We start from the raw sequence: 13,856 nt of genomic DNA on the forward strand, positions 1-13,856 counted from the left end.
GTGGACCAACTCGCCGCACTGCTGCCCCCCGCGGGGCTGGCGCTCCTGTTCGTGGTGCTCATGCGCTCGATCCTGCACGCCGACCGTCGTGAACGCGCCGCCCTGCGCCGGGCGGAGAGCGAACGCCGGGCGTCGGCCGCCGTTCCCTCCGAAGGCGCCGTGAAAAGCGGCGGCGACGACCGTCCCGCGTGAGCGCGACACGAAAAGCGGCATTCCTCCGGTGATTTGACCTGAAAGCCGGAAAGGGCCAGAGTGTTCCCGACCGGCGCACCCGCGAAACCGGTCGTGGACCCTTTCGAGAGGAAATCCCCGGGATGGCGCAGAAGGTTCAGGTCCTGCTCGTCGACGACATCGACGGCAGCGAGGCCTCGGAGACGGTGACCTTCGCGCTCGACGGGGTCAACTACGAGATCGACCTCTCGGACGAGCACGCCGCCGCCCTGCGCGACGCCTTCGCCCCGTGGGTGGGGCACGCCCGCCGCGTCGGTGGCCGCGCCAGCTCGGGCCGCCGGTCCTCCGCGGCCGCCTCCCGCCCCGCGGCCAAGAGCTCCGACGGCCCCGAGCGGGACACGGGTGAGGTCCGCACGTGGGCCCGCGAGAACGGCTACACGGTCTCCGACCGCGGCCGCATCTCCGCCGAGATCCTCCAGGCGTTCGACGCGGCGCACTGACGCCGGCCCCACGAGACGCCCCCCAGGGCCCGACCACCGCACCGGTGGTCGGGCCCTGCGTCGTTCCCTCGTCGTCCCGTGGGGTGTCCGCAGGGGGCGCGGGACCATCCCTCCGCCCGACGGGCGGTGCGCCCATCGGTGGATGCGGTGGCTCGTGACGGTGCGTGAGGATCGAGGTGTTCCGCTGCGGCGGCCCCCGGCGACGGGGGTCGTGCGGCGTCCCACCCGTCCACCACTCGGGCACCACCCGCCACCACCACCACCACGAAGGGGCACCCCATGATCGAGGCGGTCGGCCTGCGCAAGGTCTACGGCAAGAAGGTCGCCGTGCACGACCTCAGCTTCACCGTGCGCCCGGGCATCGTCACCGGGTTCCTCGGGCCCAACGGGTCCGGCAAGTCGACGACGATGCGGATGATCGTCGGCCTCGACCGTCCGACCGCCGGCCAGGCGCTCGTGGACGGCAAGCCGTTCGCCGCGCACCGCGCGCCGCTGTCGACGGTCGGGGCCCTGCTGGACGCCAAGGCCGTCCACACCGGTCGCTCGGCGCACAAGCACCTGCTCGCCATGGCGGCCACGGCCGGCATCCCGCGCTCGCGCGTCGACGAGGTCGTCGACCTCGTCGGCCTGCGCGAGGTGGCCCGCAAGCGCGCCGGCGGGTTCTCCCTCGGGATGGGGCAGCGCCTCGGCATCGCCTCGGCGCTGCTGGGCGACCCGTCCACCGTGATGTTCGACGAACCCGTCAACGGCCTGGACCCCGACGGCATCCTCTGGATCCGCAACCTCATGAAGGAGCTCGCCCGTCAGGGCCGGGCCGTGTTCGTGTCCTCGCACCTCATGAGCGAGATGGCGCTGACGGCCGAGCACCTCGTCGTCATCGGCAAGGGCCGGCTCATCGCCGACGAGAGCGTCAAGGCGTTCGTCGACCGCGTCCAGCCCCGCGGCGTGACCGTCCGGTCCCCGCAGGTCGAGCAGTTGCGAGAACTCGTCACCGCCGAGGGCGGGCAGCTGGCCGCGATGGAGGACGGCAGCTTCGACGTCCGCGGCCTGGCCGCGGAACGCATCGGCGACGCCGCGGCCCGTCGCGGTGTGGTCCTGCACGAACTCACCACCGTCAAGGCGTCGCTGGAGGAGGCCTTCATGGAACTCACCGCGAACGCCGTCGAGTACCAGGCCCACGGACCGGCCGGGGGTGGACCGCTCACGGTTCCCGAACCGTCCGGCCGCGCCCGCGAGGAGGTCGTCCGATGAGCACCACCCAGCCGGCACCCCAGGTGCAGCACCGGCAGTTCCAGGCGGCCGAGTTCCGGGTGACGTTCCCCGGCCTGGTCCGCTCGGAGTGGATCAAGTTCTGGAGCGTCCGTTCCGTCGTCGTGACGATGGCCGTGTCGTTCGTCGCGATCGTCGGCATCGGGGTCCTGACCTCGTTGGCGACCCGGGCCGCCTTCTCCACCCCCGAAGGCGCGCAGGCGATGGCGGCGCAGGGTTTCGACGGGGTGGCCGCCAGCCTCACCGGCGCCCAGATGGGCACCCTCATCGTCGCCGCGGTCGGCGTCATCGTCGTCGCGGGGGAGTTCTCCACGGGGATGATCCGCACGTCCGTGGTGACCGCCCCGCGTCGCCTGGGGATCATCGGGGCGAAGGCCGTCGTCCTCGCGGTGAACGTCACGGTCGTCACGGCCGTCGCCGTGCTGCTCGCCTTCCTGCTCGGCCAGGCCGTCCTGAACACCCGCGACCTCGGTGCGTCCTTGGGCGACGACGGCGTCGTGCGGGCCCTGCTGGGCAACGTCGCCATGCTCGTCGGTGTGGCGCTCGCGGGTCTGGGGGTCGGCGCGCTCATCCGGAACGCGGCCGGTGGCATCTGCACCGTCGTCGCCGCCATCTTCGTGGTCCCGCTGCTGCTCATGCCGATCCCCGAGTCCTGGGGTGGCGACCACATCCGCGAGTTCTGGTTCAGCAACACCGTCACGAACGCGACGCTGGTCTCCCAGAGTGACAGCTACCTCTCGGCCGGCACCGGCTTCGGCGTGTTCGTGGCGTGGGTCGTGGTCCTGCTCGGCCTCGGCGCCCTCGCCCTGCGCAACCGGGACGTCTGACCGGCCCGGTCCCTAGGACGAGGAGGCCCGGACCACGAGTTCGGGCAGGTAGACGACCTGCCGGTCGGGCACCACGACCGGCAGGTCGTCCCGCACGTCCACGGTCCGTTCCGCCGTGGCGCCCGCTGCGTCGGCGGCGGCCCGCTGGAGCAGCATTTCCACGGCCGAGCGGCCGAGCAGGTCCGTCGGCTGGCGGACCGACGTCAGTGGGACGGTGGCCGCGGCGGCGAAGTCGATGTCGTCGTACCCCACGAGGGCCAGGTCGTCCGGAACCTTCAGCCCCCGCTGCACGACCTCCTGCAGCACGCCGAGCGCCAGGAGGTCGTTGAGGCAGAACACGGCCGTCGGCCGGTCCGGACGGCCCCAGGAGTCCAGGGTGGCCCCGACCGCCCGTCCGTTCTCCAGGTGCATCGCCGGCACCTCGACCTCGACGAGGGTCTCCGGTGGCAGACCCGCGTCGGCCACCGCCCGACGGGCCCCCTGGATCCGGTGGTCCACCTGCAGGAAACCGTGGGGACCCCCGACGACGGCGATGTGCCGGTGCCCCGCCGCGAGCAGGTGCGCGACCGCGAGGCGGCCGCCCTCGACGTCGTCCACCGACACCGACGGGGTGGGGCCGTCCGGGTCGCTGCGGTCCAGCAGGACGAGGGGCACGTCGAGCCGGCGCAGTTCCGCCAGCCGTTCCTCGGAGGTGTCGACGGGGGACAGGACGATCCCGGCGACCCGCTGCTGGCGCAGGACCTCGAGGTGGCGGCGCTCGCGGGCGAGGTCCTCGGCGCTGCTGCACAGCAGGAGGGTGTGCCCGCCGGCCTCGGCGGTGAGTTCCGCGCCCCGGGCCAGTTCGGTGAAGAACGGGTTCGCGATGTCGAGCACGACGAGGGCGAGGAAGCGGCTGCGGCCCATCCGCAGCTGCCGCGCCGACTCGTTGCGGACGTACCCGAGTTCCTCGATGGCCTCCTGCACGCGCAGGCGGTTGGTCTCGGTGACGGTCTGGGGGCGGTTGAGGACGTTGCTCACCGTTCCGATGGAGACCCCGGCCCGGGCGGCGACCTCCTTGATGCTCACTGCGGCCACCGGTCGATGCTAACCCAGATGTTCTAGATACATCACGTTCCGTGAAGACCGCGGACGCGGAACCTCAGCGCGGGCGCGCGGTACTCCTCGAGCGCGTGCGCCACCCAGCCGGCGGTCCGGGCGACCGCGAAGACGAACTCCCCGGCGTGGGCGGGCAGCCCCCGGACGAGGGCGTGCGCGGCCAGGCCGAGGTCGACGTTCGGGTAGGCGCCCACCCCGTGCGCGCGCAGGACGTGCACGAGGAGCTCCGGCAGCGCGTCCGCGACCTCCCCCGGGGGCAGGGCGTCGAGGAGGGCCTCGGCGCGCGGGTCGGCGCTCGTGTGGACGACGGTCCCGAACCCCGGTGGGACGCGACCGGCGAGCCCGGCGAGCGCCGCCGCGGGTCCGTCCTGCAGCACGCGCTCCAGGAAACGGTGGGCCACGACCGAGGCGCCCGCGTGCAGCGGCCCGTCCGCCGCCCCCAGCGCTGCCGACAGGACGGCGGGCAACGACGCCCGGGCGCTGGCTGCGACGCGCGCCGCGACCGTCGAGACCGCGAGCCCGTGGTCGGCGAGCAGGACCAGGGCCGGTCCCCAGTCGCCCGGCGTGCCGAGCACCTCGTCGACGGTCGCGGCGACCCCGCCCCCGCGGTCCAGGACGGCCGACAGCAACGGCTCGGGACCGGGCTCGGGGTCGGGTCCGGGTCCGGAGCGCAGCAGGGCCCCCGCCGCGGCGACGGCCACCCGCAAGCGCGCGGCCGGCCGGACGTCCTCCGGCAGTGCCCGCACGACGGCGTCGACGCCGGCCGTGAGCTCCCGGTCGGCCGCGAAGGGGCCCGGGGTCGCCGTCCCCGTCCACAGCAGGCGGGCGACGGACTCTAAGGAGTGCGTGCGGGACAGCGCGACCGCGTCCTGGCCGCGGTAGCGCAGCCGGTCGTCGTCCAGGGAGGTCAGGTCGCTGCGGACCGTCTCCACCGCCCCCGCCGGACGGTTGCGGCCCCGCGCGGCGAGGGCGTCCACCTCCGACGCGTCGAACAGGCTGCCGCCCGGCGTCCGGTGGGCGTGCAGGAGGCCGCGGCTGACGTAGGCGTAGAGCGTCGCCCGGCGGACGCCGAGCCGGTGGGCCGCCTCCGCGGACGACAGGGCCGACGACAGCGCGGGAGCCGGGGTGGGGGTCGGTGGCGCCACGGTTGATCGGATCAACGTTGACCCCGGCCGGTCAAGGTCCGGACGCTCGCGGCATGAGCGCACCCACCGCCACCTCCGCTGCCACCCCTTCCGGCGACGCGCCCGCCGGGCTGCGCGGCGTCGTCGTCACCACGACCGAGCTCGGGGACGTCCGCGGCGAGGAGGGGTTCTTCCACTACCGGCAGTACTCCGCCGTCGACCTGGCCCGCACGCGCACCGTCGAGGACGTCTGGTTCCTGCTGCACCGCGGCCACCTGCCGTCCGCGGCGGAGCTGGCGGCCTTCCGGGCCGAGGTCGCGCCGCTGCGGGTCCTGCCGCCGGTGCTCGTCGACGTCCTGCCGGCGCTCGCGGGCGGCTCCCCGCTCGCGGGGGTGCGGACGGCGCTGTCGCTGCTGGGGGCGGCCGAGGGGGCCCGGCCCGTCCTCGACCTCTCCCCGCAGCAGCGGGCGGCCGACGCGCTCCGCGTCTGCGCGGTCGTGCCGACGGTCCTCGCCGCCCTGCACCGCACGCGGGCCGGCCTCCCGCTCGTCGCGCCACGGGAGGACCTCGACGCGGCGGCGAACTGGCTGTGGATGCTGACGGGTGCGCAGGCTCCGGAGGCGCACGTCCGGGCCGTGCGCCGCTACCTCGTCGCGACCGTCGACCACGGCTTCAACGCCTCGACCTTCACGGCCCGCGTCGTCGCCTCGACGGGTGCCGACGTCGTCGCGGCGGTCGTGGCCGCGCTCGGCGCCTTCTCCGGCCCGCTGCACGGAGGCGCGCCCGACCGGGCCCTGGACGCGCTCGCGGAGATCGGCCACCCCGACCGCGCGGCGGCCTGGGTGCTCGAGCAGCTCGCCGCCGGCCGACGGGTCATGGGCTTCGGGCACGCCGTCTACCGGACGCGGGACCCGCGGTCGGTGCTGCTGCGGGAGACGGCCCTCGAGCTCGGCGGGGACCGCGCCGAGCTCGCCGTCGCCGTCGAGGAGCGGGTCGTGGCGGCCCTGGCGGAGGCCAAGCCGGGGCGCGCCCTGCACGCCAACGTCGAGTACTACGCCGGCGTGGTGATGGCGACGTGCGGCATCGCCCCCGAGCTCTTCACGCCCACCTTCGCCACGAGCCGGGTCGTCGGCTGGTGCGCCCACGTCCTCGAGCAGGCCGCGGACCCGCGGATCATCCGGCCCTCGGCCCGCTACACCGGTCCGGCCGCCCCCGTACCCGTCCCCTGAGCGGCGGGCCGGGGTGGCCCGGACGGGATGTCTGCGCGACGGCGGCCCGCAGGTGCGAGAACGGTCGTTCCGGGGGGCGGCGTGCAGACATCCCGTGCGGCCCGCTACCTCGGGTCGGCTGTCGGGCGACCCAGCGGGAAGCGGCGGCGAACGCGCCACCCGTCGGGGACGAAGGAGCCCTGGAGCAGCGTGAGCCGGTCGACGTGCTGGGTGAGCGGCAGCCGCGGCGCGACGTCGGCGCGGACGGCGGCCGGGTCGGGCGGGTCCTCGGCGACCGTGAGGTGCGGCACCGCGTCCTCGACCCCGCCGTGGGCGCCGCCGTAGGGCAGGAGGCCGAAGGTGGCGCAGACGGCCCGGGTCAGGGCCCGGAGCGGTTCGTCGGGCTCGGGAGCGAGCCACAGCACCGCGTCGCCGAAGCCGTCGACGCGGGTCAGGGCCAGGGAGAAGGCCGGCGTCGCCGTCACCAGGGCCGCGAGCGCGTCCTCGGTGGCGTCGTCCACCTCGTGCGGCGGCAGGAAGGGGAAGCAGACGGTGACGTGGGCCGGGACGCCCGCGCGGGCGGCGCGGTCGTGGCGGCGGCGCCAGTGCGCGACGGCGGCCTCCGCGGCGGGCACCTCGACGACGAGCGCCGTCTGCTCCACGCCGCCGACCGTAGCGCTCCCGAGGGTCCTGAGCCGTTGCGCCGTCGGCGAACGAAGTGGCGGAACACCCCGCCCGGAGCGCAGGTTGGTCAGGACAACCGAGTCACGACTCGTTCACGATCACCGTCAGGTGCCCCCGGGCGCCGCCGATGGGAGTGAGAGTGTCAGAGCTCGGGACTAGCATCGGAATGGTCCGGTCGGGGGATTGCCCCCCGTGCAGTCCGGATCCGACCACCCGCGAGGAGCGCCGCATGTTCGAGAGGTTCACCGACCGCGCCCGACGGGTCGTCGTCCTGGCCCAAGAAGAGGCCCGGATGCTCAACCACAACTACATCGGGACCGAGCACATCCTGCTCGGCCTGATCCACGAGGGTGAAGGCGTCGCCGCCAAGGCCCTCGAGTCGCTGGGCATCTCCCTGGACGCCGTCCGCGAGCAGGTCCAGGAGATCATCGGCCAGGGCCAGCAGGCCCCGTCCGGTCACATCCCCTTCACCCCCCGCGCCAAGAAGGTCCTCGAGCTGTCGCTGCGCGAAGCGCTGCAGCTGGGCCACAACTACATCGGGACCGAGCACATCCTGCTCGGCCTCATCCGCGAGGGTGAAGGCGTCGCCGCCCAGGTGCTCGTCAAGCTCGGCGCCGACCTCAACCGGGTGCGTCAGCAGGTCATCCAGCTGCTGTCCGGCTACCAGGGCAAGGAGCCCGCGACCGCCGGTGGTCCGCAGGAGGGCACGCCGTCGGGCTCGCTCGTCCTCGACCAGTTCGGCCGCAACCTCACCCAGGCCGCCCGCGAGGGCAAGCTGGACCCGGTCATCGGCCGCGACCCGCAGATCGAGCGCGTCATGCAGGTCCTCTCGCGCCGCACGAAGAACAACCCGATCCTCATCGGGGAGCCGGGCGTCGGGAAGACCGCCGTCGTCGAGGGGCTGGCCCAGTCCGTCGTGCGCGGCGAGGTCCCCGAGACGCTCAAGGACAAGCAGATCTACACGCTGGACCTCGGCGCCCTCGTCGCCGGCTCCCGCTACCGCGGTGACTTCGAGGAGCGCCTGCGCAAGGTCCTCAAGGAGATCCGCACCCGCGGCGACATCATCCTGTTCATCGACGAGATCCACACCCTCGTGGGTGCGGGTGCCGCCGAGGGCGCGATCGACGCCGCGAGCATCCTCAAGCCGATGCTGGCCCGCGGTGAGCTGCAGACCGTCGGGGCGACGACCCTCGACGAGTTCCGCAAGCACATCGAGAAGGACCCGGCCCTGGAGCGCCGCTTCCAGCCGATCCAGGTCCCCGAGCCGACGCTGTCGCACGCGATCGAGATCCTCAAGGGCCTGCGCGACCGGTACGAGGCGCACCACCGCGTCTCCATCACCGACGCGGCCCTCGTGGCCGCGGCGACGCTGGCCGACCGCTACGTCAACGACCGGTACCTGCCGGACAAGGCGATCGACCTCATCGACGAGGCGGGCGCGCGACTGCGCATCCGCCGCATGACCGCACCGCCGGACCTGCGCGAGTTCGACGAGCGCATCGCCGACGTCCGCCGCGAGAAGGAGAGCGCGATCGACGCGCAGGACTTCGAGAAGGCGGCCTCGCTGCGCGACAAGGAGAAGAAGCTCCTGGCGCAGAAGGGCGAGCGCGAGAAGCAGTGGAAGTCCGGTGACATGGACGTCGTCGCCGAGGTGGACGAGGAGCTGATCGCCGAGGTGCTGGCCACCGCGACGGGCATCCCCGTCGTGCGCCTGACCGAGGAGGAGTCCTCGCGCCTGCTCAACATGGAGGCCGAGCTCCACAAGCGCGTCATCGGGCAGAACGACGCCATCAAGGCGCTGTCCCAGGCCATCCGCCGCACGCGGGCCGGCCTCAAGGACCCCAAGCGCCCCGGTGGGTCGTTCATCTTCGCCGGCCCCACGGGCGTCGGGAAGACGGAGCTGGCCAAGGCGCTCGCGGAGTTCCTCTTCGGCGAGGAGGACGCGCTCATCCAGCTCGACATGAGCGAGTTCTCCGAGAAGCACACCGTCTCGCGCCTGTTCGGCTCGCCCCCCGGCTACGTCGGGTACGAGGAGGGTGGCCAGCTGACGGAGAAGGTGCGCCGCAAGCCGTTCTCGGTCGTCCTCTTCGACGAGGTCGAGAAGGCCCACCCGGACATCTTCAACTCGCTCCTGCAGATCCTGGAGGACGGTCGCCTGACCGACTCCCAGGGCCGCATGGTCGACTTCAAGAACACCGTGATCATCATGACCACGAACCTCGGCACCCGGGACATCTCCAAGGGCGTCGGCACCGGGTTCGCGGCCGGGTCGCAGACCCAGCTGACGAACTACGAGCGGATGAAGTCGAAGGTCAACGAGGAGCTCAAGCAGCACTTCCGGCCGGAGTTCCTCAACCGCGTCGACGACATCGTCGTGTTCCCGCAGCTGACGCAGGAGGAGATCATCCAGATCGTCGACCTGTTCCTGGCCCGGCTCGACAGCCGCCTCAAGGACAAGGACATGGGCATCGAGCTCACGCCGTCCGCGAAGGTGCTGCTGGCCACGAAGGGTTACGACCCGGTCCTCGGTGCTCGTCCGTTGCGCCGCACCATCCAGCGCGACATCGAGGACGTCCTGTCCGAGAAGATCCTCTTCGGCGACCTGCGCGCGGGCCAGATCGTCTCGGTCGACACCGAGGGCGAGGGCGACGCGAAGAAGTTCACCTTCGAGGGCACCTCCAAGGACGACCTGCCCGTGACCGTCCCCGTCGGTGACGGCACCACGAGCACAGGCCCCGACCTGTCGAAGGACTGACCTCCTCACCGGTTCGGCCCGGTCCCCTCACGGGGGCCGGGCCGTTCTGCGTCGCGGCTCCGACGATCGCAGCCTCCCGGACCGAACCCTCGAGCCCGTTCCGGTCGGCAGGCGAGTCGTGCCGTCCCCGAGGCCGTCTGGAAGGATCGGGGGATGCCCGGCTCCGCAGACGTCCTCGTCCGTCCCGCCCGCACGGGGGACGTCCGCGCCGTTCGCCGGCTCGTCGAGGAGTACGCGCGGCAACGGATCCTGCTCGGCAAGGAACTCATCACCCTCTACGAGGCCGTGCAGGAGTTCGTCGTCGCCGAACTGGTCGACGCCGACGGTGCCGGGGGCCGCGTCGTGGGGTGCGGTGCGCTGCACGTGCTGTGGGAGGACCTCGCCGAGGTGCGCACCCTCGCCGTCGACCCGACGGTGCGGGGCACCGGCGCGGGGCACCTCATCCTCACCGCGCTGCTGGACCGGGCCGACGCCCTGGGGGTGACCCGGCTGTTCTGCCTGACCTTCGAGAAGGCGTTCTTCGAACGGCACGGGTTCGTCGAGATCGAGGGGACCCCGGTCGAGCCGGAGGTCTACGCCGAGATGCTGCGCAGCCACGACGAGGGGGTTGCGGAGTTCCTCGACCTGGCGCGCGTCAAACCGAACACGTTGGGCAACAGCCGGATGCTGCGTCTGACGGCACCACGGGCAGCACCACCGGACAGAGGAGGGGCATGAGCACGACCGTCATCGTCATGGGGGTCTCGGGCAGCGGGAAGACGACGCTGGCCCAGGACCTGTCCAAGGCCAAGGGGTGGACGTACGCCGAGGGCGACGACTTCCACAGCGAGGCCAACGTCGAGAAGATGCGGTCGGGCCACGCCCTGACCGACGAGGACCGCTGGCCGTGGCTGCGGTCCATCGCCGTCTGGATCGGTGAGCGCGAGGAGGCGGGGGAGTCGGCCGTCGTCACCTGCTCCGCCCTCAAGCGCGTCTACCGGGACCTGCTGGCCGAGGGGAACCCGTCCGTCGTCTTCTGCGAGCTGAAGGTGCCCGACGAGGTGCTCGAGGACCGGCTCGCGCACCGGGAGGGGCACTACATGCCGGCCTCCCTGCTGCGCAGCCAGCTCGACACCCTCGAAGACCTGCACCCCGACGAGCGGGGGTTCCGGGTACGGGTGCAGGGTGGTCCCGCCCAAGTTCTCGACGAGGTGCTGAAACACCTCTGACCCGGAGGTAGCACCCCATGCCCGTGTCCGTCCCCTCGCTCGTCCCGGCCGCGGTGCAGACCGCGGCCTGGACCGGCCACGACACGCGGCTGGTGGTCGCGGCGCTGCTGGGGATCGCGGTCGTCGTCGTGACCGTGTCCTGGGCCAAGCTCAACGCGTTCATCGCCCTGCTGCTGGGGTCGGCGGTCCTCGGCCTGGTCGCCGGGCTGTCCGTCTCGGACATCGTCACGTCGTTCTCGATCGGGCTCGGGGACGCCGACGGGGCCGCCGGGGGTGCGGGGAAGACGTTCGCCGACGTCGGCATCCTCGTGGCCCTCGGCGCCGTCCTCGGTCGTTTCCTCGCCGACTCCGGCGGGGCGAACGAGATCGTCGACCGGATCGTCGACCGCGTCCACGGCAAGGCCCTCCCGTGGGCGCTGGCCGGCGCGGCCGCGCTCGTCGGCCTGCCGATGTTCTTCGAGATCGGCCTCGTGCTGCTCGTCCCGATCGTGCTGCTCGTCGTCAAGCGCACCGGCCGGCCCGTCCTGGCCCTCGGGATCCCCGCCCTGGCGGGGTTGTCCGTCCTGCACGGGTTCGTCCCGCCGCACCCCGGCCCCCTCGTGGCCATCGCCAACCTCAACGCCGACCTCGGCCTGACGCTGGGGTTCGGGTTGCTGCTCGCGATCCCGACCGTGGTCATCGCCGGGCCGCTGCTGGCCCCGCTCGTCTCGAAGTACGGCCCGCAGGACGCCGAGCACCTGCCCACCTCCGGCGGCGACCTCGGCGGCGCGGACGAGACCACGCGCCGGCCGAAACTGCTCGCGGTGCTCACCGTCGTGCTGCTGCCGGTCGTGCTCATGCTGGCCCGCGCCGTCGCCGAGATCGTCTCGGGCAAGGGCAACGCGGTCCACGACCTGCTCTACGCCCTCGGCACCCCGCTGGTGGCCCTGCTCATCGGCGTGCTCGTGGCGATCCCGCTGCTCGGGACCGCCGTCGGCATGGACCGGCGCAAGATCGGCGCGACCATCGACGCCTCGCTGCCGCCCATCGCCTCGACGCTGCTCATCATCGCCGCGGGCGGCGGGTTCAAGCAGGTGCTCGTCGACGCGAAGATCGGCGACCTCGTCGGCCAGCAGGCCGCCGCGCTGGCGCTGTCGCCGCTGGTGCTCGGCTGGCTCGTCGCCGTCTTCATCCGCCTGGCCACCGGCTCCGCGACCGTCGCGACCATCACCGCGGCCGGCATCGTCGCGCCCCTGGCCGGGGACCTCAGCGCCAACCACCTCGCGCTGCTCGCGCTCTCGATCGGCGCCGGCTCGCTGTTCTTCTCCCACGTCAACGACGTCGGGTTCTGGCTGGTCAAGCAGTTCTTCGGCCTCACCGTCGGGCAGACGCTCAAGAGCTGGTCGGTCATGGAGACGGTGATCTCCGTCTGCGGGCTGGCCGGGGTGCTGCTGCTCTCCCTCGTCGTCTAGCCGTGGACCTCGTCGTCAACCGCCGGGTCACCGTCCCCGAGGCCGAGCTGCGCGAGCGGTTCTCCCGGTCGTCGGGACCCGGCGGGCAGGGGGTCAACACCACCGACTCCCGCGTGGAGCTGTCGTTCGACCTCCTCCGCTCACCGTCCGTGCCGCGGGACCTGCGCGAGCGCGCCCTGGAGCGGCTCGAGGCCCGGCTCGTCGACGGGGTCGTCACGGTGGCGGCGTCCGAGCACCGCGCGCAGCTGCGCAACCGGGCGGCGGCCGCGGAGCGGTTGCGGTCGCTGCTGGCGCTCGCCTTCGCCCCACCCCCGGCCTCCCGCCGCGCCACCCGCCCCACCCGCGGGTCCCAGCGCCGCCGCCTGGACGGCAAGCGCCGCCGCGGCGAGACCAAGCGCCTGCGCCGCTCCTCCGACGACTGACCTGCGCCCGCGCTTGCCGTGCCGTCCCGGGGAGGGCTCGTCGTCACGTCGGGCTCCCAGGTCGAGCGCGATGCTGGAGCCGGCGCGCAGCGCCGGACGACGAGCCCACCCGAGTCCGGATCGTCGTCACGAAGGGCCGGACCTAGCGGCCCCCTGCGACGACGATCCCCACCGGCCGGGGCGCGCGTCAGGTGCGGGGGAGGGAGAAGCGGCCGTCGGGGAGGGGCTCGACGAGGCCGTCGGCGACGAGGCCGTCGAGGCAGCGGGCACGCTGCCGGTCGTCGGCCCAGCAGGCGGCGAGCTCGTCGGCGGTCACGGGGTCGGCACTGCCGCGCAGGACGGACAGCAGCTTGCCGCGCACCTGGCGGTCCGTGCCCGCCCAGGCCTGGCCGCGGCGGGCGGGGCCGTCGTGGGCCGGGCGGCCGGCCAGGACCCAGGCGCAGCGGTCCAGCAGCGGGCAGTCGTCGCAGCGCGGGGAGCGGGCGGTGCAGACGAGGGCGCCGAGCTCCATGACGGCGACGGCCCAGCGGGCAGCCGTGGGCGCGTCCTCGGGCAGCAGGGCGACGGCGAGCCGCTGCTCGGCGGCGGTGAGGGCGGCCGCGGGTTCGGCGGCGCCCGTGACGGCCCGCGCGTGCACGCGGCGGACGTTGGTGTCGACGACGGCGTGCCGCTGCCCGAAGGCGAAGGACGCGACGGCCGCGGCCGTGTAGGTCCCGACGCCGGGCAGGGCCAGCAGCCGGGCGTGGTCCTCGGGCACCTCGCCGCCGTGCTCGGCGCGCACGGCCCCGGCGGCGGCGTGCCGGCGCAGGGCGCGACGGGGGTAGCCGAGCCGGTCCCAGGCCCGCACGGCGTCCCCGGGCGCGGCGTCGGCGAGGTCCGAGGGCGTGGGCCAGCGCTCCATCCAGGCCAGCCACTGCGGCAGGACCCGGGCGACGGGCGTCTGCTGCAGCATCACCTCGCTCACCAGCACACCCCACGGGGTGCGGTCGGCGGCCCGCCACGGCAGGTCGCGCGCGTGGTCGGCGTACCAGTCGAGGACGCGGGTGTGCAGGTCGTCCAGGTCATGGATGTCGTCGGGGCCTGCGTCGGCGGGGGCGGTGCTCATCGCGCTGGATCGTCGCACGGCGGCCGCGGCGCGCCTC

Annotated in this window: 14 protein-coding genes; 10 read left to right on the forward strand and 4 right to left on the reverse strand. The window is 73.6% G+C overall.

Features of this window, described 5'->3' with window-relative positions:
- The 4 genes from AB1207_RS04905 to AB1207_RS04920 all read left to right on the forward strand — a co-directional run bounded on the left by AB1207_RS04905 (position 1) and on the right by AB1207_RS04920 (position 2,767).
- On the forward strand, positions 1-192 hold the full coding sequence (locus AB1207_RS04905; RefSeq protein WP_367636682.1) for a hypothetical protein: 192 nt from the start codon (positions 1-3) through the stop codon (positions 190-192).
- Positions 193-314: 122 nt separating this feature from the next.
- Positions 315-671 carry a histone-like nucleoid-structuring protein Lsr2 gene (locus AB1207_RS04910; RefSeq protein WP_367636683.1) on the forward strand — a complete coding sequence of 119 codons (357 nt, stop codon included), beginning with the start codon at positions 315-317 and terminating at the stop codon, positions 669-671.
- A 279-nt stretch (positions 672-950) separates the two neighbouring features.
- Positions 951-1,922, forward strand: a complete 972-nt coding sequence (locus AB1207_RS04915) for an ATP-binding cassette domain-containing protein (protein WP_367636684.1) — start codon at positions 951-953, stop codon at positions 1,920-1,922.
- On the forward strand, positions 1,919-2,767 hold the full coding sequence (locus tag AB1207_RS04920; protein ID WP_367636685.1) for a hypothetical protein: 849 nt from the start codon (positions 1,919-1,921) through the stop codon (positions 2,765-2,767). The genes AB1207_RS04915 and AB1207_RS04920 overlap by 4 nt, the downstream gene beginning before the upstream one ends.
- 12 nt (positions 2,768-2,779) lie before the next feature.
- On the opposite strand, the gene AB1207_RS04925 is transcribed toward AB1207_RS04920, so the two are convergent.
- Positions 2,780-3,841 carry a LacI family DNA-binding transcriptional regulator gene (locus AB1207_RS04925; RefSeq protein WP_367636686.1) on the reverse strand — a complete coding sequence of 354 codons (1,062 nt, stop codon included), beginning with the start codon at positions 3,839-3,841 and terminating at the stop codon, positions 2,780-2,782.
- 32 nt (positions 3,842-3,873) lie between these two features.
- The gene (locus AB1207_RS04930; protein ID WP_367636687.1) at positions 3,874-5,007 is read right to left on the reverse strand and encodes a citrate/2-methylcitrate synthase; all 1,134 of its coding nucleotides are present in this window, start codon (positions 5,005-5,007) and stop codon (positions 3,874-3,876) included.
- A gap of 53 nt (positions 5,008-5,060) precedes the next feature.
- Between AB1207_RS04930 and AB1207_RS04935 the strand changes: the two genes are divergently transcribed.
- Positions 5,061-6,215, forward strand: a complete 1,155-nt coding sequence (locus AB1207_RS04935; protein ID WP_367636688.1) for a citrate/2-methylcitrate synthase — start codon at positions 5,061-5,063, stop codon at positions 6,213-6,215.
- Between the two features lie 104 nt (positions 6,216-6,319).
- On the opposite strand, the gene AB1207_RS04940 is transcribed toward AB1207_RS04935, so the two are convergent.
- The gene (locus tag AB1207_RS04940; RefSeq protein WP_367636689.1) at positions 6,320-6,856 is read right to left on the reverse strand and encodes a 2'-5' RNA ligase family protein; all 537 of its coding nucleotides are present in this window, start codon (positions 6,854-6,856) and stop codon (positions 6,320-6,322) included.
- Positions 6,857-7,107: 251 nt separating this feature from the next.
- Here AB1207_RS04940 and AB1207_RS04945 point away from each other — a divergent pair, with 251 nt between their 5' ends.
- From AB1207_RS04945 to arfB, 5 genes are all read left to right on the forward strand, one after another.
- Complete coding sequence (locus tag AB1207_RS04945; protein ID WP_367636690.1) at positions 7,108-9,633, forward strand: ATP-dependent Clp protease ATP-binding subunit; 2,526 nt, start codon at positions 7,108-7,110, stop codon at positions 9,631-9,633.
- A 153-nt stretch (positions 9,634-9,786) separates the two neighbouring features.
- A complete protein-coding gene (locus tag AB1207_RS04950) occupies positions 9,787-10,350 on the forward strand; it encodes an amino-acid N-acetyltransferase (protein WP_367636691.1) in 564 nt (187 codons plus the stop codon).
- Positions 10,347-10,841 (forward strand): gluconokinase, encoded by a 495-nt coding sequence (locus AB1207_RS04955; RefSeq protein ID WP_367636692.1) that lies wholly within the window; start codon positions 10,347-10,349, stop codon positions 10,839-10,841. Before AB1207_RS04950 ends, AB1207_RS04955 begins: the two co-directional genes overlap by 4 nt.
- A gap of 17 nt (positions 10,842-10,858) precedes the next feature.
- Positions 10,859-12,292: a GntT/GntP/DsdX family permease gene (locus AB1207_RS04960; RefSeq protein WP_367636693.1), complete on the forward strand. Its 1,434-nt coding sequence runs from the start codon at positions 10,859-10,861 to the stop codon at positions 12,290-12,292.
- A 2-nt stretch (positions 12,293-12,294) separates the two neighbouring features.
- Positions 12,295-12,714, forward strand: coding sequence for an alternative ribosome rescue aminoacyl-tRNA hydrolase ArfB (gene arfB, locus AB1207_RS04965; protein WP_367636694.1), 420 nt, complete (start codon positions 12,295-12,297; stop codon positions 12,712-12,714).
- Positions 12,715-12,901: 187 nt separating this feature from the next.
- On the opposite strand, the gene AB1207_RS04970 is transcribed toward arfB, so the two are convergent.
- The gene (locus tag AB1207_RS04970) at positions 12,902-13,819 is read right to left on the reverse strand and encodes an HhH-GPD family protein (protein WP_367636695.1); all 918 of its coding nucleotides are present in this window, start codon (positions 13,817-13,819) and stop codon (positions 12,902-12,904) included.
- Positions 13,820-13,856 lie beyond the last annotated feature (37 nt).

The sequence above is a fragment of the Kineococcus endophyticus genome (genome assembly GCF_040796495.1).
GTDB classification, from domain to species: Bacteria; Actinomycetota; Actinomycetes; order Actinomycetales; family Kineococcaceae; genus Kineococcus; species Kineococcus endophyticus.

Excerpts from the sequence above, each read along its gene's own strand:
- AB1207_RS04910 (WP_367636683.1), top strand. The coding sequence starts at position 315 with ATGGCGCAGAAGGTTCAGGTCCTGCTCGTCGACGACATCGACGGCAGC.
- AB1207_RS04915 (WP_367636684.1), top strand. The coding sequence starts at position 951 with ATGATCGAGGCGGTCGGCCTGCGCAAGGTCTACGGCAAGAAGGTCGCC.
- AB1207_RS04920 (WP_367636685.1), top strand. The coding sequence starts at position 1,919 with ATGAGCACCACCCAGCCGGCACCCCAGGTGCAGCACCGGCAGTTCCAG.
- AB1207_RS04935 (WP_367636688.1), top strand. The coding sequence starts at position 5,061 with ATGAGCGCACCCACCGCCACCTCCGCTGCCACCCCTTCCGGCGACGCG.
- AB1207_RS04945 (WP_367636690.1), top strand. The coding sequence starts at position 7,108 with ATGTTCGAGAGGTTCACCGACCGCGCCCGACGGGTCGTCGTCCTGGCC.
- AB1207_RS04950 (WP_367636691.1), top strand. The coding sequence starts at position 9,787 with ATGCCCGGCTCCGCAGACGTCCTCGTCCGTCCCGCCCGCACGGGGGAC.
- AB1207_RS04955 (WP_367636692.1), top strand. The coding sequence starts at position 10,347 with ATGAGCACGACCGTCATCGTCATGGGGGTCTCGGGCAGCGGGAAGACG.
- AB1207_RS04960 (WP_367636693.1), top strand. The coding sequence starts at position 10,859 with ATGCCCGTGTCCGTCCCCTCGCTCGTCCCGGCCGCGGTGCAGACCGCG.
- AB1207_RS04970 (WP_367636695.1), bottom strand. The coding sequence starts at position 13,819 with ATGAGCACCGCCCCCGCCGACGCAGGCCCCGACGACATCCATGACCTG.